The sequence below is a fragment of the Gordonia sp. BP-119 genome (genome assembly GCF_016924115.1).
GTDB classification, from domain to species: Bacteria; Actinomycetota; Actinomycetes; order Mycobacteriales; family Mycobacteriaceae; genus Gordonia; species Gordonia hongkongensis.
Genome location: NZ_JAFFZF010000005.1, coordinates 153,633 through 172,683, shown reverse-complemented (window position 1 = coordinate 172,683; position 19,051 = coordinate 153,633). Strand labels below are relative to the sequence as shown.

Annotated in this window: 16 protein-coding genes; 4 read left to right on the top strand and 12 right to left on the bottom strand. The window is 68.3% G+C overall.

Going from position 1 to position 19,051, the window contains the following annotated elements; translation table 11 throughout:
• Nucleotides 1-397 precede the first annotated feature (397 nt).
• Complete coding sequence (locus JW364_RS05445; RefSeq protein WP_055475487.1) at nt 398-598, bottom strand: hypothetical protein; 201 nt, start codon at nt 596-598, stop codon at nt 398-400.
• 151 nt (nt 599-749) lie between these two features.
• On the opposite strand from JW364_RS05445, the gene JW364_RS05440 reads away from it, so the two are divergent.
• On the top strand, nt 750-2,750 hold the full coding sequence (locus tag JW364_RS05440; protein WP_055475526.1) for a glycoside hydrolase family 15 protein: 2,001 nt from the start codon (nt 750-752) through the stop codon (nt 2,748-2,750).
• Between the two features lie 21 nt (nt 2,751-2,771).
• Here JW364_RS05440 and JW364_RS05435 read toward each other — a convergent pair whose 3' ends face one another.
• From JW364_RS05435 to lepA, 3 genes are read right to left on the bottom strand one after another with little or no spacing between them, the layout of a single operon-like run.
• A complete protein-coding gene (locus JW364_RS05435) occupies nt 2,772-3,683 on the bottom strand; it encodes a cation diffusion facilitator family transporter (RefSeq protein ID WP_055475488.1) in 912 nt (303 codons plus the stop codon).
• Nucleotides 3,684-3,696: 13 nt separating this feature from the next.
• A complete protein-coding gene (locus JW364_RS05430; protein ID WP_205333496.1) occupies nt 3,697-5,745 on the bottom strand; it encodes a M3 family metallopeptidase in 2,049 nt (682 codons plus the stop codon).
• 31 nt (nt 5,746-5,776) lie between these two features.
• Nucleotides 5,777-7,633, bottom strand: coding sequence for a translation elongation factor 4 (lepA, locus tag JW364_RS05425; RefSeq protein WP_078112904.1), 1,857 nt, complete (start codon nt 7,631-7,633; stop codon nt 5,777-5,779).
• Nucleotides 7,634-7,816: 183 nt separating this feature from the next.
• Between lepA and JW364_RS05420 the strand changes: the two genes are divergently transcribed.
• The gene (locus tag JW364_RS05420; RefSeq protein ID WP_205333495.1) at nt 7,817-8,497 is read left to right on the top strand and encodes an alpha/beta fold hydrolase; all 681 of its coding nucleotides are present in this window, start codon (nt 7,817-7,819) and stop codon (nt 8,495-8,497) included.
• 2 nt (nt 8,498-8,499) lie between these two features.
• Entirely contained in the window at nt 8,500-8,925 is a 426-nt protein-coding gene (locus tag JW364_RS05415; protein ID WP_205333494.1) for a type II toxin-antitoxin system PemK/MazF family toxin, read from the top strand.
• Between the two features lie 16 nt (nt 8,926-8,941).
• On the opposite strand, the gene JW364_RS05410 is transcribed toward JW364_RS05415, so the two are convergent.
• From JW364_RS05410 to JW364_RS05395, 4 genes are all read right to left on the bottom strand, one after another.
• Nucleotides 8,942-9,790 carry a transglutaminase family protein gene (locus JW364_RS05410; RefSeq protein ID WP_058252095.1) on the bottom strand — a complete coding sequence of 283 codons (849 nt, stop codon included), beginning with the start codon at nt 9,788-9,790 and terminating at the stop codon, nt 8,942-8,944.
• Nucleotides 9,787-10,764 carry an alpha-E domain-containing protein gene (locus JW364_RS05405; protein ID WP_205333493.1) on the bottom strand — a complete coding sequence of 326 codons (978 nt, stop codon included), beginning with the start codon at nt 10,762-10,764 and terminating at the stop codon, nt 9,787-9,789. The genes JW364_RS05410 and JW364_RS05405 overlap by 4 nt, the downstream gene beginning before the upstream one ends.
• Nucleotides 10,761-12,644 (bottom strand): circularly permuted type 2 ATP-grasp protein, encoded by a 1,884-nt coding sequence (locus tag JW364_RS05400; protein ID WP_205333492.1) that lies wholly within the window; start codon nt 12,642-12,644, stop codon nt 10,761-10,763. The genes JW364_RS05405 and JW364_RS05400 overlap by 4 nt, the downstream gene beginning before the upstream one ends.
• A gap of 92 nt (nt 12,645-12,736) precedes the next feature.
• The gene (locus JW364_RS05395) at nt 12,737-13,909 is read right to left on the bottom strand and encodes a hypothetical protein (protein ID WP_068970225.1); all 1,173 of its coding nucleotides are present in this window, start codon (nt 13,907-13,909) and stop codon (nt 12,737-12,739) included.
• A gap of 238 nt (nt 13,910-14,147) precedes the next feature.
• Between JW364_RS05395 and rpsT the strand changes: the two genes are divergently transcribed.
• Nucleotides 14,148-14,408, top strand: coding sequence for a 30S ribosomal protein S20 (rpsT, locus tag JW364_RS05390; RefSeq protein ID WP_004023072.1), 261 nt, complete (start codon nt 14,148-14,150; stop codon nt 14,406-14,408).
• Between the two features lie 206 nt (nt 14,409-14,614).
• Here the strand turns inward: rpsT and holA are convergent, their stop codons facing one another.
• The 4 genes from holA to JW364_RS05370 form a co-directional block, all read right to left on the bottom strand.
• The gene (gene holA, locus JW364_RS05385; protein ID WP_068970238.1) at nt 14,615-15,583 is read right to left on the bottom strand and encodes a DNA polymerase III subunit delta; all 969 of its coding nucleotides are present in this window, start codon (nt 15,581-15,583) and stop codon (nt 14,615-14,617) included.
• 87 nt (nt 15,584-15,670) lie between these two features.
• Nucleotides 15,671-17,068, bottom strand: a complete 1,398-nt coding sequence (locus tag JW364_RS05380; RefSeq protein WP_205333491.1) for a ComEC/Rec2 family competence protein — start codon at nt 17,066-17,068, stop codon at nt 15,671-15,673.
• A gap of 3 nt (nt 17,069-17,071) precedes the next feature.
• Nucleotides 17,072-18,073: a ComEA family DNA-binding protein gene (locus JW364_RS05375; protein ID WP_205333490.1), complete on the bottom strand. Its 1,002-nt coding sequence runs from the start codon at nt 18,071-18,073 to the stop codon at nt 17,072-17,074.
• Between the two features lie 116 nt (nt 18,074-18,189).
• Nucleotides 18,190-19,050, bottom strand: coding sequence for a DegV family protein (locus JW364_RS05370; protein WP_205333489.1), 861 nt, complete (start codon nt 19,048-19,050; stop codon nt 18,190-18,192).
• Nucleotide 19,051 lies beyond the last annotated feature (1 nt).

Sequence of the window (19,051 nt, the reverse complement as noted above, 5' to 3'; positions counted from 1 at the left end):
TGACCTCACCGGGGCGGGTGGACAGGACAGTGAAGAGTCACGGCCTACCAGCCAGACAGGGTCCTAATCAGGTCACACCCGCCCCGGTCCTCACAGGTCACTTGGTGCAGGTGATCGACCGGAGTTCCGGGCCGACACATCTCGCCCATGACAGCACCGTCAGCCACGAAGTAAGTCAGACCCAAACCCGGTCAACCACCCACACCCATTCTCACTGCCACGAAGGGCGGGCGAGGCACGTCACCACCCCCTTCGTGGCTCGCTTCGCTCGCACCTCAGGGAGCATGAGAAACAAGCCGCGAAGCGGATGACGCTCAGCCCGTGACAAGCCAGGCGATGATGACCAGGACCAGCAGCGCCAGCAGCGCGAAGGTGACCGGCGAGCGCAGTATCTTCTTCACAATCCGGTCCCGTCGTCGTCAGCGAAGCGGCGTCGGTCGACCAGCGTGGCAGCGGCGTCGACCAGCAAACTGAGCACGTAGGCGATGAGGATCGCCACCGGGATCACGACGGCGACGGTCACCAGCAACTGGGGCACGAAGGACAGGCCCGTGAGCCACTCCTCCACGCTGTCCCACCAGTCGAAGAACGCCGACACCTCATCACCCCGTCATCTGTGCATCCGTTCCCGCGGGCAGCCGTATATCCGTCCGCGGCGTCTGCGTCGCTCCGAGTCCGTGATCACCGCCACTGTCTCCCTCACGGGAGCCGAGTGGCGTCGGCGAGAACCCGTCGCGATGATGGAACTCATGTCTGTCGCAGATGACTCCACCGTAACGTCCCTGCCGACCGTGCCGCCGCGGGCATCCGGGACCGCGGCCGACGTCTCCCCGGCGGCTCCTCCGGCTCCGTCGCACACGAGCGCCTTCCCGCCGATCGGCGACTACGCGTTCCTGTCCGACACCGAGACCAACTGTCTCATCGCGCGCAACGGCTCCGTCGAGTGGATGTGCATACCCCGGCCCGATTCACCGAGCGTCTTCGGCGCCATCCTCGACCGTAGTGCCGGCCACTTCCGACTGGCGCCCTACGGCGTGAACGTCCCGGTGGATCGGCGCTACCTGCCCGGCAGCCTGATGGTCGAGACCACCTGGCAGACCGACACCGGTTGGATCATCGTCCGTGACGCACTGGTCATGGGTCCGTGGCACGACAACGAACGTCGTTCGAAGACGCACCGCCGGACGCCCACCGACTGGGACGCCGAGCACATCCTGCTGCGCACCGTGCGCTGCGTGTCCGGCACCGTCGAACTGCACATGAGTTGCGAACCCGCCTTCGACTACCACCGCGGGACGACGAAGTGGGAGTACTCGGGCCCGGCCTACGGCGAGGCGATCGCGACCGCCAAGGACACCGATGCCGACACGCCCACCTTGAAACTCACCACGGACCTCCGGCTGGGTCTGGAGGGTCGCGAAGCGCGGGCACGTACCCGGCTCGTCGAAGGCGACAACCGCTTCGTCGCACTCAGCTGGTCCCGGCAGCCGGCGCCGCAGAACTTCGAGGAAGCCGCCCAGAAGATGTGGGCGACAAGCGAGTCGTGGCGGCAGTGGATCAACATCGGCAGCTTCCCCGATCATCCGTGGCGCTCACATCTGCAGCGTTCGGCCCTCACGCTGAAGGGACTCACCTACTCCCCGACCGGCGCGCTGCTCGCCGCCGCGACCACGTCGCTGCCGGAAACGCCTCAGGGCGAGCGCAACTGGGACTACCGCTATGCGTGGGTGCGGGACTCGACCTTCGCCCTGTGGGGTCTGTACACGCTCGGTCTCGACCGCGAGGCCGACGACTTCTTCTCCTTCATCGCCGATGTCTCGGGCATCACCAACGGGGAACGTCATCCGCTGCAGGTGATGTACGGCGTCGGCGGCGAACGCACCCTGGAAGAGGAAGAGCTGACCCATCTCTCGGGCTACGACGGCGCCCGGCCGGTCCGTATCGGCAACGGCGCGTACAACCAGGCACAGCACGACATCTGGGGCACGATGCTCGACTCGGTGTACCTCAACATCAAGTCGCACGAAGCGGTGCCGGAGACGTTGTGGCCCGTGCTGAAGGCCCAGGTCGAAGAAGCGATCAAGCACTGGAAGGATCCCGACCGCGGCATCTGGGAGGTGCGCGGGGAGCCGCAGCATTTCACGTCCTCGAAGGTCATGTGCTGGGTCGCCCTCGACCGCGGGTCACGCCTCGCGACGATGCACGGCGAGCAGGCCCACGCGCGCGAGTGGGCCGCGATCGCGGAGGAGATCAAGGCCGACGTCCTGGCGCACGGGGTCAACGAGCGCGGGGTGTTCACCCAGCGTTACGGCGACGACGCGCTCGATGCCTCGTTACTACTCGTCCCGCTGCTGCGATTCCTGCCGCCGGACGACCCCCGGGTGCGCGCAACGGTTCTCGCGATCGCCGACGAACTCACCGAGAACGAACTGGTGCTCCGCTACCGGGTCGAGGAGACCGACGACGGCCTCAGCGGCGAAGAGGGTACGTTCACCATCTGCTCGTTCTGGCTGGTGTCGGCCCTCGTCGAGATCGGCGAACTGCCACGGGCGAAGACGCTGTGTGAACGACTGCTGTCCTACTCGAGCCCGCTCAAGCTGTACGCCGAGGAGATCGACGCCAAGACCGGACAGCACCTCGGCAACTTCCCGCAGGCGTTCACCCACCTCGCCCTCATCAACGCGGTGATGCATGTGATCCGCGCCGAGGAAGCCGCCCACCAGGCCACCTTCCAGCCGGCGAATCACTGAGCGCGACGAGCCGAAACGCGCTCAGTCCAACCGCCAGTCCTCGTAGGCGCGTGGGTCGTTGATCGGTTCGACATGCAGGGTCACGGTGAGATCGTCGACCGCGGCGCGGAGTTCGTCCTCGATCGTCTCGGCCAGATCGTGCGCGCGCTGCACCGACCAGTCACCGGGGACGAGCATGTGCAACTGGACGAACCGTTCGTGGCCGGCCTCCCGCGTGCGGACGTCGTGGAAGTCGATCCGGTCGGCGCGGTGACGCGCGAGGACGGCGTCGATCGCGGCGCGCAGGTCGTCGGGCAGCGCCGAGTCCATCAGTCCCGCACCGGATCGCCAGACCAACCGTCCGCCCACGACGAGGATGTTGGCAGCCACCGCGATGGCGATCAGCGGGTCGAGCGGCAGCCAGCCGGTCACGGCGACCAGGAACACACCGACCACCACGCCGGCCGTCGTCCACACGTCGGTCATGAGATGCCGGCCGTCGGCTTCGAGGGTCAGCGACCGATGACGTCGACCGGCGCGGATGAGCACCCAGCCGACGACCGCGTTGACCACCGTCGCGCCCACCGAGATCGCCAGTCCCATGCCGACTTCGTCCAGTTCCTCCGGGTGGAGCAGGCGGTCGACGGCCGTCGCGACGATGACGACCGCCGCGACGACGATCATCACCCCCTCGAACACCGCCGAGAGGTATTCCGCCTTGGTGTGCCCGAAGTTGTGGCTCCGGTCCGGTGGCTTCGCCGCCACCCGCAGCGCGACGAACGCACCGATCGCCGCAACGAGGTTGACGGTGGACTCCAGCGCGTCGGAGAGCAGACCGACCGAGCCGGTGACCCGCCAGGCGATTAGTTTGAGACCGATCACGACGATCGCGGTCACGATGCTCAGCACCGCGAACGCCGACAGGTCCCGGCGCGGGGTGCGCGTCGTCGTCATGACCGGGACCCGATCAGGCCGCGAGCCCCCGGCGCCGCAGCAGCGGTTCGATACGCGGCCGGCGACCGATCAGGCCCTCATGTGCGACAAGCGGATCCACGCTGTCGCCGCGGGAGAGAGTGGCGTCGGCGAACCGGCGGCCGTTCTCGCGACGCAGCCCGCCCTCGGCAAGGAACCACTGCTCGGTCTCGGCGTCGAGTACCTCCGACCAGATGTAGCTGTAGTAGCCGGCGGAGTAGCCGCCACCGAAGATGTGGTTGAAGTACGAGCTCCGGTAGCGCGGCGGGATCAGTTCGGTGTGCAGGCCCGCGTCGGTGAGCGCCCGCGCCTCGAAGGCCTCGACATCGGCCACCGCCTCGGCCTCCGCCACCGACAACCGGTGCCAGGCCAGGTCCAGCGAGGATGCGGCGAGGTATTCGATGGTGCCGTGCGCGGACTCGGCTCCCGCCGACTCCCGCGCCGCATCGGCGAGCTCGGCCGGGATCGGCTCTCCGGTCTCGTGATGCCGGGCATAGTTCGCCAGCACGTCCGGGTGCAGCGCCCACATCTCGTTCACCTGCGACGGGAACTCGACGAAGTCCCGCGGTACCGACGTCCCGGATTGCGACGGGTAGTCGACCGACGACAGCAACCCGTGCAGGGCGTGCCCGAACTCGTGGAAGAGCGTGGTGAGCTGATCCATCGTGAGCAGACACGGTTGTCCGGCATCGGGTTTGGTCAGGTTCAGCACGTTCACGATGATCGGCTGGGTGTGCAGGACCGACGACTGGTCGACGATGTTGTTCATCCACGCCCCGCCGCGTTTCGACGGTCGGGCGAAGAAGTCGCCGAGGAAGAGCCCGATACCGACGCCCGCGTCGTCGCGTACCTCCCAGGCGCGCACATCCGGGTGGTACAGCGGGAGATCGGTGATCTCCCGAAAGCTGAGGCCGTACAGCTTGTTCGCGGCGAAGAAGACACCCCTGGTCAGCACCGCGTCCAGTTCGCAATAGTTCGCGAAGTCGTCGAGCGGCACCGCCGAGTGCGACCGCTTCTCCCGATCGAGCCAGAAGGTGAGATCGGCGGGGCCGATCGGCGCGTCACCCGCGAACTCGGTGAGCCGGGTGAGTTCGCGGCCACCGGCACGCATGGCCGAGGAGTTGAGCTCGCGCAGCATGTCGTCGACGGCCCCCGGGTCCGGCGCCGTCTGCTCGGCGATCACGTATTCGGCGTGGTCCCGGTAGCCGAGCATCTCTGCTCGGCGTGCCCGCAGGCGGACGATCTCGAGGACCAGTTCCCGGGTGTCGTGTTCGTTGCCTCGGGCGCACCGCCCCACCGACGCGTCGAACACCCGCCGGCGCACATCGGCATTCGTCACTTCGGTGAGCACCGACTGACTCGTCGGCAGTTCGAGCGTGAGGAGGTATCCGCTGTCGTGCCCGGCCTCGCCGGCGGCACGGCTGGCGGCGGCGATCTGTCCGGCCGACAGACCGTCCAGTTCGGCGGCATCGTCGACGAGCACCGCCGAGTCGTTGGTGTCGTCGAGGATCTTCTGGGAGAACGTCGTCGTGAGATAGGCCAGGCGGGAAGCGATCTCCCGCATCTCACCCTGTGCGTCGGGGTCGAGTCCGGCTCCGGCGCGGACCGATTCCCGGTACCGCTTGTCGAGCAGCCGGCGCTGGGCTTCGGTGAGATCGAGTTCGTCGGCGCGCGAGTGGAGGTCGGAGATCCGTTCGAAGAGAACCGGATTCATTGCGATCGTGTTCGAGTGATCGGTCAGGAGCGTCGACAGCTCCTGGGAGATCGCGTTGCGTCTGGGGTTCGTGTCGGGTCCGACGAGGTTGAAGAAGATCCCCGACGCGCAGGCCAGGTCGCGCCCCGACAACTCCAGGGCTTCGATCGTGTTGGTGAAGGTGGGCGCCGCGGGATCGGCCGCGATCGCCTGCACCTCGGCCACATGCGACGCCATGGCCTCGGTGAACGCCGGCAGGAAGTCGTCGTCGGAGATCGACGCGAAGTCGGGGAGGTCGTAGGGCAGGCCGCTTTGCGCCAGTACCGGATTGGCGCCCTGTGCTGCGGTCATCGTCTCCCGCTCCCGGTCTGCCCGTCGCCCATCACTTCCCCTTCGGCTTGTCACCCACCGCGTCGGTGGAGAGCGCGGCCACGAAGGCCTCCTGCGGGACCTCGACGCGGCCGATGGTCTTCATCCGCTTCTTGCCCTCTTTCTGCTTCTCGAGCAGTTTGCGCTTACGGCTGATGTCGCCGCCGTAGCACTTCGCGAGCACATCCTTGCGGATGGCTCGGATGTTCTCGCGCGCAATGATCTTCGAGCCGACGGCGGCCTGCACCGGAACCTCGAACTGCTGGCGCGGGATGAGCTCCTTGAGCTTGATCGCCATCCGGTTGCCGTAGGCATAGGCGGCGTCCTTGTGGACGATCGCACTGAACGCGTCGACGGCCTCGCCCTGGAGCAGGATGTCGACCTTCACCAGATCGGCTTCCTGCTCGCCCGCCTCCTCGTAGTCGAGGCTGGCATAGCCACGCGTCCGCGACTTCAAGGCGTCGAAGAAGTCGAAGATGATCTCGGCCATGGGCAGCGTGTACCGCAGTTCCACGCGCGTCTCCGACAGGTAGTCCATCCCGCCGAGCTCACCTCGACGCGACTGACACAGCTCCATGATCGCGCCGATGAACTCGCTCGGCGCGATCACGGTGGTCTTGACGATGGGTTCGTAGATGTGCCGGGTCTTGCCTTCCGGCCAGTCCGACGGGTTGGTCACCACATGCTCCGAACCGTCTTCCATGACCACCCGGTAGACGACGTTTGGGGCCGTCGAGATCAGGTCGAGGTTGAATTCGCGCTCGAGACGCTCGCGGGTGATCTCCATGTGCAGCAGACCGAGGAAGCCGCAGCGGAAGCCGAACCCAAGCGCGACCGAGGTCTCCGGCTCGAAGGTCAGTGCGGCGTCGTTGAGCTGCAACTTCTCGAGCGCCTCGCGCAACACCGGGTAGTCGGACCCGTCGAGCGGGTACAGCCCCGAATAGACCATCGGTCGCGGCTCGCGGTACCCCGTCAGCGCCTGCTCGGCACCCCGGCGGGCGGTGGTGACGGTGTCACCGACCTTCGACTGGCGAACGTCCTTCACACCCGTGATCAGGTAACCGACCTCGCCGACACCCAGCCCCGTGGTCGGCTTCGGTTCCGGGGACACGATGCCCACCTCCAGCAGTTCATGCGTGGTGCCGGTCGACATCATCAGGATCTTCTCCCGCGGCACGATCTTGCCGTCGACGACACGGACGTAGGTGACCACGCCGCGATAGGTGTCGTACACCGAGTCGAAGATCATCGCCCGCGCCGGGGCGTCGGAATCGCCCACCGGAGCCGGCACCTTCCGGATGACCTCGTCGAGCAGCTCGGTGACCCCGACGCCGGTCTTGCCCGACACACGCAGCACGTCTTCCGGCTCGCAACCCACGATGTGCGCGAGTTCGGCCGCGTAGCGCTCGGGGTCGGCCGCGGGCAGGTCGATCTTGTTGAGCACCGGGATGATGGTGAGGTCGTTCTCCATCGCCAGATACAGGTTGGCGAGGGTCTGGGCCTCGATGCCCTGCGCGGCGTCGACGAGCAGGACAGCTCCCTCGCACGCCTCCAGAGCGCGGGACACCTCGTAGGTGAAGTCGACGTGCCCGGGGGTGTCGATGAGGTGCAGGACGTAGTCCTCGTCGCCCTCCGCCGACTTCACCGTCCAGGGCAGACGGACGTTCTGCGCCTTGATGGTGATGCCGCGCTCGCGCTCGATGTCCATTCGATCGAGGTACTGCGCCCGCATCTGCCGCTCTTCGACGACGCCGGTGAGCTGCAGCATCCGGTCTGCCAGCGTCGACTTGCCGTGGTCGATGTGGGCGATGATGCAGAAGTTCCGGATACGTGCCGGATCGGTGAAGGTGGTGTCGGCGAAGGTGGGAATGGAACTACTCCTCGAACGAGAACTTCGGTAGAGAACGGGTACGGATACGGGTTGTCCTCCAGTTTCTCATGAGCACCCCGCGTGGCGCGTCCGGCCACGTCGCACCCTTCGAGACGGCCCTCCGCAGGCTCCGGGCCTCCTCAGGGATCGGAGAAGTCCGCGAGCACCTCCGAAGGCGCTACGGTGGCAGCCGTGTCCGCGTCCACCGTCACCACCATCGAGTCCGACGACGTCGCCGCCGAGGTACACCGGCCGGGGATCCCGGCACGTGCCACGCTCGTCCTCGCCCACGGCGCAGGCGGCAACCGCGACGCCGTGATCCTGCGCGCCCTGGCCGAGGAACTGTGCGACCGCGGGTTCGTCGTCGCCCGGATCGACCTGCCGTATCGACGGCGCCGACCCAAGGGCCCGCCCAGCCCGTCCGCCGCCGCCGCCGACCGGGACGGCATCCGTGCCGCATGCGCAACGTTGCGCGCCGAGTCCGACGGGCCGCTGATCGTCGGTGGGCACTCCTATGGCGGGCGACAGTCCTCGATGGCCGTCGCCGAGGACGGAACAGCTCTGGCCGACGGCCTGCTGCTGACGTCGTATCCGCTGCATCCGCCGGGCAAGCCCGACCGGCTGCGCACCGAACACCTGCCGTCGATCACCGTCCCGACCCTCGTGGTCCACGGGAGCACCGACCCGTTCGGCACCACCGACGAGATGACCCGCGCGATCGGCCTCATCGATGCGCCGACACACATCGTCGAACTCGAGAAGGTCGGACACGACCTCAACCCGAAGAGAAAACCCACCGCAGCCCTCACCGCGGACGCGGTCGAGGACTTCCTGCTACCCCACATCTCCGGAGAGGACTCCTGACGATGACCAGTCGCGACGCCCGGCCCGCACTTCGGCCGACAACCGATCTCGCCCGCACCATCAGCTATTCCCCCGACCTCGACGGCGACGCCGACCCCGGCGAGATCGTGTGGACCTGGGTCGCCTACGAGGACGACCCGAACCAGGGAAAGGACCGGCCGGTCCTGGTCGTGGGCCGGGACGCCCGCGCCGACCGATCCGACACCGTGCTCGGGCTCATGCTGTCGAGCAAGGACCACCGGGACGACGGCAACTGGCTCCCCGTCGGGTCGGGCGGATGGGATTCCCAGGGCCGGCCGAGCTTCGTGCGCCTCGACCGTGTACTCGTCGTCGACGACGACGGCATCCGCCGGGAAGGCGCGATCCTCGACCGCACGACGTTCGACGCCGTCGCGCAGGAACTCCGCGGGCACTACGGCTGGCGGTGACCCGGAGGACGAAACCCTAGGCGAGCCGGGTGATCTCGACGATGACGTCGAGGTCGGTCGCGCCGCCGCCGGTGTAGATACCCTTCAGCGGCGACACATCGGCGTAGTCACGACCAACGCCCACCGACACATGCTGCTCGGTGATCGGGGTGTCGTTGGTCGGGTCGTAGCCCCACCAGCCGCCCGTCCACGCCTCGATCCAGGCGTGACTCTGACCCTGCACCGTCTTGTCGATCTCGGCGTCGGGTTCGGGATGGAGATACCCCGACACGTACCGGGCGGGGATGCCCAGCCCGCGGAGCATCAGCAGGGTGAGGTGCGCGTAGTCCTGACACACGCCCTTGCGGTCGGTCCACGCGTCGACCGCGGTGGTGTGCACGCCCGTCGTGCCGGGGACGTACTCCATCTCGGTGTGGATGAAGCGACACACCGCCTCCACCGCCTCCTCGGGGGTGAGCCCCTTGGTCACCTTCTTCGCGGTCGACAACAGTGACCGGTTGCGGGCGACATACGGTGTGTAAGACAGCATCTCGTCATATCGGTCGATGACGTGATCGCTGTTCACGTCGTCCCACGAGACCTGATCCTCCTCGTCGGGGCGTTGTCCGGCCTCGGTTTCGACGACCGACAGCCCCGAGACCTCGAGTTCGTTGTGCGGCGCGTGCAGATCGAAGGCGGTGACCGCGGTACCCCAATAGTCGGTGTACCGGTAGGACCTCGTCGCCGGGACGGTCTCGACCCGGTTGACGATCACGTTCTGGCGGGCGTCGCTGCGCGGGGTGAGCCGGGCCTCGTTGTACGACGAGGTGACCGGACTGTGGTAGGCGAAGCCCGTGGAATGGACAACACGCAGACGCCAGCTCACAGCTCACTCTCCTCGATGACATGCCCGTCGCTGACGCGGGCGTCGGCCCACGAGACATAGGGCGACACATGGAAATACTGCTTCGTGACCGCCTCGTTGACCGCGCGGCAGGTGTCCTGCAGGTCGACGAGCCGGTCCTGCAGATCGTCGAGCAACTTCCCGGGCTCGAGGAACTCGAGCGAGCTGCGCGCGCGGCCCAGCAACAACTGCGCCTCGGCCTGGGCCCCGACCCGGCTCGGCCCACTCTCGAGCTGGCCCAGATTGCGCTCGGCGACGCTGAGGGCGTGGAAGATGGACCGCGGGAACAACCGGTCGAGAAGCATGAACTCGACGATGTTCTCCGCGTCCAGCACACCGCGGTAGGTCCGCAGGAAGGTGTCGTGCCCGCCGGCGGACACGAGGACGTTCACCCAGGCCGGCGACGTCGTCCGATCTCCGGCGCGGGACAGCAACATCCGGATGGTCATGTCGACCCGCTCCACCGACCGGCCCAGCAGCAGGTACCGGTAGCCGTCGTCGTGGCTGAGGGTGGCGTCCGCGAGGCCCGCGAACATCGCCGCCCGGTTCTTCACGTACGACAGGAACTCGTGGGGACCGAGGCGACGCGAGCGCCGTTCGGCGCCGTCGAGTCCGTTGTAGGTGGTGTTGAGGCATTCCCACAACTCGCTGGACGTGACTTCGCGTGCGCCCCGGGCGTTTTCCCGCGCCGCCCGGATCAGGTCGACGATCGACCCCACCGCGTCGGCGTCGTAGGCGACGCGTTCGGTCAGCGACCAGACATCGAGCTCGTCGTCGTCCTCCGGCGTGGTGAGCCCGAGCACCTGGATGATCAGGCGTGCCTGCCGGTCGACGTCGACCGTGGTGTCCTCGAGGATCTGGTGGATCGCGACATCGAGGATGCGCGCCATGTCGTCGGCGCGCTCGACGTATCTGCCGATCCAGTAGAGCGATTCGGCGTTCCGCGCCAGCATCATCGGACGTCACCGCCCTGCTGCTGTGTCATGTCGCCGGACGTGGCCGTCGGACTCGGTTGCGGCGTCATGCCATCCATCTGCTGCGTCCCACCCAACTGCTGCATCATGGAGCCCATCTGCTGCATCATCGAACCCTGCTGTTGCTGTTGAGTCTGCGTGTGCACCGGGTCGGGGGCGCTCTCCGCCGGCCGGGCGGCGGCGACACCGCTCGTCGTCACGACCTTCGCGCCCGACAACTCCCGGTCCCCCTCGGAGGCGCGCGAGGCCAGCACCCAGGTGTCCTTGGAACCGCCGCCCTGGCTCGAGTTGACGACGAGCGATCCCTCCGGCAGCGCCACCCGGGTCAGGCCACCGGGCAGGACCCACACGGACTCACCGTCGTTGACCGCGAACGGACGCAGGTCGACGTGGCGTGGTCGGATGTCGTCACCGATCTTCGTCGGTACCGTCGACAGCTGCACGACCGGCTGTGCGATCCACCCGCGCGGATCGTTGCGGACCTTGCGTGCCAGTGCGTCCAACTCGGCGCCGGTCGCGTCGGGGCCGAAGACGATGCCGTAACCACCCGATCCCTCAACGGGTTTCACGACGAGTTCGTCGATGCGGTCGAGCACCTCCTCGCACTCGTCGGGGAGCCAGCAGCGCAGGGTGTCGACGTTCTGGAGACTCGGCTTCTCGCCGAGGTAGTACTGGATGATCTCCGGCACGTAAGTGTAGATCAGCTTGTCGTCGCCGACGCCGTTGCCGACCGCACTGGAGATCACCACGTTGCCCGCGCGTGCGGCGTTCAGCAGCCCCGCCACGCCGAGCATCGAATCCGGCCGGAACTGCATGGGATCCAGGAAGTCGTCGTCGATGCGGCGATAGATGACGTCGACCCGCTGCTCCCCCTCGGTCGTGCGCATGTACACGACATTGTCGCGGCAGAACAGGTCACGACCCTCGACCAGCTCGACGCCCATCAGGCGTGCGAGGAGCGAGTGCTCGAAGTAGGCCGAGTTGGCCACGCCCGGGGTCAGCACGACGATGTTCGGGTCGGCCTCGTTGAACGCCGCCGACGCGCGCAGCGCGCGCAGGAGGTGGCTCGGATAGTCGGCGACCGCACGCACCTTGTGTTTGGAGAACAGGTCCGGGAAGACGCGGGCCATCGCGCGCCGGTTCTCGAGCACATAGGAGACGCCCGACGGCGACCGCAGATTGTCCTCGAGGACCCGGAAGTCGCCGTTCTCGTCGCGGATCAGATCGATACCCGCGACGTGGATGCGAACACCGTTGGGCGGCCGAATGTTTGCCGCCTGTCGATGGAAGTGCTCACAGGAGTGGACGAGTCGCTTGGGCAACACCCCGTCGCGCAGGATCTCCTGCTCGCCGTAGATGTCGTCGAGGAAGAGTTCCAGCGCCTGTACGCGCTGGGTGATACCCGCCTCGAGCTTGTTCCACTCCGCGGCCGAGATCACCCGTGGTACAACATCCAACGGGAAGGGGCGTTCCTTGCCGGACAGCGAGAACGTCACACCCTGGTCGAGATAGGCACGCCCGAGGGCCTCCACACGGGCCTCCACGAGGTCGGACTGATCCTCGTCAGCCATGGCCTTGTAGATACCGCGGTACGGTGTCCGCACCTCACCGGCGGCATCGAACATCTCGTCATATGCCTTGCCGTACGGGCCTTTTGCGTACCCGCCGAAATTGCCGGTGAAGTTCTCCCCGGTGGTCGCGTCGCCCGCGCCCTTCGCCGACCGGCTGCCGGAACCGGAACCCTTGGTCGAACCGGACTTGGCGGAGGCCGTCCGTCCCGACGAGGTGGACGACGCCGCTTTCGCGGCTGCGGACTTACGCGCCGCCTTCTTGGCTGGCGCACTTGTCGATGCGGGGGTCATAAACTGCCATGGTGCTACAGAATGCCGAAATCGGCAGGACGTCGACCGGCCGTGTCATCGACGAAGCCGCACCGCCGATCCGGGGCCACCGATCAGGATGATCGGCGCGCGGCGATCACCCGCCGCTTGACCCGGCGCACCACATTCGCCGCCCGCGTCCGCGCACGGGGTCCGACCTTGGGCAAGGGCGCCGCGAGCACCATCGCCGCGATCGTGTCGAGCGCGACGTCGAGCACCTCGCCGTCCGACGGCGGCGGTACGTCGCCTGCGTCGTGTTCGGGCGACACCACCAGATCGTCGAGGTCACCGACGACGTCGTAGCCGGCGTCGCGGACCGCCGCGACCATCCGCCGGGACTCCCCCGCCGCCCACTCCCGGCTCTTGTCCGAGAGTCCCTGCGGTGGGCCGGACGGTGCCTCGAACAGGATCTCCCCGATCACCTGCCCCTTGATGATCCGCTCGTATCGGCGCCACTCGATGACGTCCGGCTGCAGGCGGCGGTTGAGGCCGCGCAGGAACTCGGCCTGCGGCGCGGACAGCGAGCTGTTCAGGCTGGGGACCGGGATCCGCAGCGGGACCGGATCGATGTTCATCACGCGCAGGAACCGATCCCAGAGCGTGTCGCCCGGCGCTGCCCCGCGGGGCGGCACCGTGACGATGTGGACACGCTCGGGTCCGACGGCACGCGACCAGCGTTCCAGGATGCCGACGTAGTCCTGGAACTCCCAGAACGGCTCCTCGTCGACCTCGTCGGCCGGGGAATCGTCAGCGGGGGTGCTGACGATGACGGGACCGCCGGTCCGGCGCCCCTCGGAAGCGAAGGCCACCGAATCCACGAACTCGTCGAACGACGCCCGCCGCTGGTTCTTCACGTTCTCCTGCCACACGGACGGGAGCTGGCGGCCGAGGTCGCGGACGGTCGCGATCACGTGGACCTCGTCGGCGAAGGACAGGTCGGCCATCAGCCGTTCGATCTGGTCGACGGTCGCGGTGCTGTACAGCTCGTGCGACAGCAACGAGATCTGCGGCCAGGCCCGGATCTGACCGAGGAGCGTCGGCCATGTCCCGGCGAAGGCGGGATCGACCCAGTCGAGGTATCGCTCCGGCTGCAGGTGCACCGCGGCATGGAAGTGATCGGAGATCACGTTGCCCGGGTACAGCAGCCCGGAGGACTGCAAGGCCAGGTCGCGGTTTCGCCAGAGGCGATCCTGGAGGTGTGTGGTCCCGGTCTTGGGAAGGCCGATGTGTACGTAAACGACGGACATGATGGGTCCACCGTAGACATAAGTTCACGATGATTCTTATTGGCCGACGCGGCGGCCCGCCGTTCCCGACGCACGGATTTTGGCGGGCTGACCCCGGCTGGTAATGTTGTGCGCTGTTGCGGTGACGCCGTGAAGATGCTTCACGTGCCGACACCGCCCGGTGCGAGTTCAGCCCCAGGGCCGACCGTCCGACCCGAACAGACAGACATATCCACCAGCAACGACAGAGGTAACACGCGTGGCAAACATCAAGTCTCAGATCAAGCGCAATCGCACCAATGAAGCGAACCGCCAGCGCAACCAGTCGGTGAAGTCGGCCCTTCGTACCGCGATCCGCAGCTTCCGTGAGGCTGTCGAGTCCGGCGACAAGGCGAAGGCCGCCGAGCTCGGCCAGACCGCCAGCCGCAAGCTCGACAAGGCTGCCAGCAAGGGCGTCATCCACGCCAACCAGGCCGCCAACAAGAAGTCGGCCATCGCCCTCGCGGTCAACAAGCTCTGATCTGACGCCGACCCCGGTCGGCCCGACGGTTGATCCGTCGCCACATCTCCATACCTCGATCACCCCGGCAGCATCCACGCGGTTGCCGGGGTGATCGACGTTTCTGTCTGGCGCCCTACCGCTGGTTGAGCCGGCCCCGAGCGGAGCGAGGCGCCGAGTCGAAGCCACTCCCGTCCGACGGCCGACTCAAGACCGGCCGCGTGGCGTCAGCTCCGCCGACGCCCGTCCGGCCGGAGGTCGGCGACCGTGGCGACGGCGTGGGTCAGGCTGTAATCGGGGTCGGCGGCCTGCCCCTTCACATCCGCGTTGAGCGCCGCGACCACGCCGACCGCCCGCGCGATCGACTCCGCGTCCCACGCCTTGGCCTTCGCCTGCACGTTCTTGACCCGGTTGGGCGGCATGCCGAGTTCGCGGGCCGCATCGAAGTGGTTGATCGACCCCATGGGCCGGATGCGAGCGATGGCGTGGACGGCCTCGGCGAGGGCGTCGGCCAGCAGCACCCGCGGTACGCCGTGGTGCAGTGCCCAGGCCAGGGATTCCAGCGCGCCGGCACGGTCGCCCGTCACAGCCCGGTCGGCCACCTCGAATCCGGTCACCTCGGGGCGGCCCTGGTAGTACAGGCGCACGGTGTCGCGATCGACCTTGCCGCCGGTGTCGGCCACGAGTTGCGCGCACGCGGCGGCCAGCTCGCGCAGTTCCGATCCGACGCCCTCGACCACCTGCTCGACGACATCGGCGCCGACCTTCACGCCCAGCGAACGAAACTCGTTGCGCACGAACGTCATTCGCTCCGACGGCCACTTCGGGGCGGTCGTCTCGTGTTCGACGGCGCCGGCCTTCTTCAACGCGGGGACCATCGACTTCGCGCGGCCTCCGCCGTGATGGATCACCATCAGCGTGATGCCCTCGGGCAGCGACGACGCGGTCGCGGCGATGAGCGCGGCCGGCTCCTTGCCCGCGTCGGCAGCGGCCTCGACGACGACGATCCGCTCTTCGGCGAACAGCGACGGACTGAGCAGCTCTGCGAGTTCGTGTTCGCTCACGTCGCCGGCACGTACCCGGGTCACCGGCACCGGGGTACCCGCCGCTTTCGACGCGGCGTCGACCACGGCCGAGATCACCCGGCCGGTGAGGAAGTCGTCATCTCCGAGCAGCAGGTGCAGGCGATCGGTCACGGCGACAATGGTGCCAGACGGCGCCGACACGGTCGCAGCGCCCGACGCCGGCGGTCGGCCACGCGACACGACGGAGCGTCGCAGGCCTCATCCGAACGGGGACCACACCTCCACACTCGCCCAGCCCACGCCACCAAGGGTGCGCGCGCACACGACCATCCACCACAGTTCGGGGGCGAGGGCGCGCACCAGCAGTTCACCCACGAGCGCGCCGACGCCGTCGGGCGGCCCGATCGCGCCGATGAGTGCGGCGAGGGTGCCGACGACGCTGATCACCGCGACCACCGGGGCGACCAGGAGATTCGCGACGATCCCCACCACCGAGAACGTACCGGTCACCACGACCACGATCGGCGCCGTCACCACCTGCGCGGTGACCGCCATCGCAAACACCTCGGCGACACCCGGCGGACAACGCCACTCGCGCAACCGGTCACGGAGTCGTGGAGCCCACAGCACGATGGCGGCGGTGGCGGCCACCGACAAGGCGAACCCCGGTTGCAGCGCCAGCTCGGGCCACCACAGGAGTCCGCCGACGACCGCCGCACCGAGCGCCGGGAACGCCTGCGCCCGACGAGAGGCGAAGAGCGCCAACACACCCACCGCTCCCATCAACGCGGCACGCACGACACTAGGCGACGGCCGGACGAGCACCACGAATGCCAGGATCACCACCAGCCCGACGACCGCGGCCGCCCGCGGTGGCACACCCGCACTGCGAACCACGAGAAGCGCTGCCCCGCAGACGATCGCGAAATTGCTGCCGCTCACCGCGGTCAGATGGCTCAGGCCGGCGTCGCGGAAATCGTCCCGCAGGCCGTCGTCGAGGGAGCTCTCGTCGCCGAGCACGAGGCCGGGCAGGAGTCCGGCCGCGTCCTCGTCGAGCGCCCGCGCGGCCAACACCTGCAACCGTTCCCGGATCGCACCGGCCACCTGCTGGTGGGCGGGCGGCGAGCCGACGACCCGGGGCTGCTGCGCAGTCAGGGTCGCCACCAGCAGCGAGTGCTCGGGCGGCGGCCGCACCCGCGCGACCGTGAGCACCCGTTGCCCGGGCAACAGTCCCGACCACTCCCCGAGATCCCCCATCAGGTCGGCGGAAGCCGTCGGAACACGATGCGAACCAACCTGTTCCACGTCGACGCGCAGACGGACGCGTCCGGCCGACGAGGGCCCGACAACCACCGGGTCCCCACGCACGGTAAGTACGACCGTCGACTTCCCGGTCGACGCGGCCAGCGGGTGATCGGAGCGGACCTCCTGCCGGATCGCCAAGGAAGTCGCGCACACCGCGGCGAGTCCGGCCACGACGATGATTAAACCGACCGCGTCCCATCCGAACCGGCCGCCGGCACAGACCAGCGTGCCGACCGAGGCCACCGCGCCCGAACAGATCGCCAGCCCGAGCGTGTACCCGGGCGGCATCACCAGCCCGAACGCCGTCACCGACCACACCGCCACCGCCGGTACCAGCAGGCGGTAGTCCACCCGTCAGACCGTCACGAGATCGCGCAGTCTGGCCAGGCGTGCCGGACCGATCCCGTCGACCTCGGCGAGCTGGTCCACGGAGCTGAAGCGCCCGTTGCGATCCCTCCACGACAGGATGGCCTTCGCGGTCACCGGCCCCACCCCGGGCAACTCGTCGAGGTCGGCCTCGGTGGCGGTGTTGAGGTTCACGAGTCCGCCGGTGGCCGGCGGACCACCCGAACCGCCGGCGGGCGCCCCTGCATCTGCCGGGGGTGCACCCGCGGGTGCGGGCGGCGCGCCGGAAGCCCCGACGACGGCGCTGCGCAGCGACATCTCGCCCTGCCCGCCCGCGTAGCCGACGAGGATCTGATCGCCGTCCCGGAGGACCTGCGCGAGGTTCAGCGACAGCAGATCCGCGTTCTTGCGCGCACCTCCCGCCCGGTCGATCGCGTCGGCGACCCGCGCCCCGGGCGTGAGTTGCACCAGACCCGGCGTGTGCACCAAACCGACGACACTGACCACCATCTGCGCCGGGATCGATTCGGTCGGCACGGCCGGCGGCGTCGACGGGTCCGACATCGACGAGGTGCCGGCCACCGCACCGAAATCCACGACCGGCGCCGACCCCGACCCGCGGAACAGTCCGAAGGCCGCGACGGCACAGACGACGACACCGACCGCGATCAGCGCGAGAGCTGCCGGTGGCGCGACCGCGAAGCGCCGCCGAGGGATGGGATCGTCGTCGAAGTCATCGTCATCCTCGGCACCGTCGCCGCCGACACTGTCGCCGCCGTCGGCGTCCGACCGTCGCCGCTGGGTTCGCGCCGGCGTGTCAAGCCACGTCGGCATCCCGCCGATCCCCCACCCGGGATGCTCGGGTTCCTCGACGGGGCCGAGCCGGTCGTCGATGTCCGGCGCGAGCGGCGGCGACACGGGGTCGATGCCTGCCGTACCGTCCCGTCGGTCCGGCAGATCGGCCACCGGCGCCAGCCGGTCCAGCGGGTTCCGCCGTCCTGATGCGCTCATGACGCCACACGCTAGGTCGCACAGCCGCCGCTGCTCCGCACGCGAACCGCAGAACCCGCGATCTGTGGACGGTCAGCGCGAGCTGTGGATGGCGCCGAGCCCGGCGCGCCGGACCGCTAGGACTCGCCGAGACCCTCGATCGGTTCGAGGTGCGCGGCGATCACGACGCCCACCGCGCCGGGGCCGACGTGGGCGCCGAGGATGGGACCGAGATCAACGGTCAGCTCGGAGGTCACCACCCGCAGCTTGGCGTGGACGGCCGCGCGCAGTTCCTCGGCGACGTCCGGGCTCTGACAGTGCTGGATGCCGACCGTGACCGCGCGCCCGCCCGCGGAGTCGGCGGCGGCGTCGACCATCTTGTCCAGCGCCTTGGAGAACGTGCGATGACGTTCCTTCAGCGTCAGGGTCCCGTCGACCATGTGCAGGATCGGTTTGATGGACAGCGCCGATCCGAAGAGCTTGCCCGCGGCGCTGATCCGGCCACTGTTGCGCAGATTGTCGAGCTGCTGCACACACAACAGCGAGTCGACGGTCGCTGCCTGTCGGATGGCGGACTCGTACACGCGGTCCCGGTCGGCTCCCCCGGCGGCGGCCTGGGCGGCCGCGACGGCGGTGAAACCGACTGCGAGACCGACAGATCGGGAATCGACGACCCGAACCTGCCCGGAGAACTTCTCCGCAGCCATCCGCGCCGAACTCCAGGTCCCCGACAACCGGCGCGACATGTGGACGGCGACGACGCCGGCACCCTGACTCGCCTCGAGCGCGGACTCGAAATGTTCGGAGAGATCGTTGGGGTTGGCGCCGGAGGTGGTCACGCCCGGCGTCGTCACGATGTCGGCCGGGATGTCGTCGACACCTTCGCGGTAGTCCTCGTCGCCGACGGCGAGGTGCAATGGGACCTGCCGTATCCCGTAGTGCTCGGTCACCGACCGCGGCAGTCGGGACGAGGAGTCTGTGACGACGACGACAGGCACG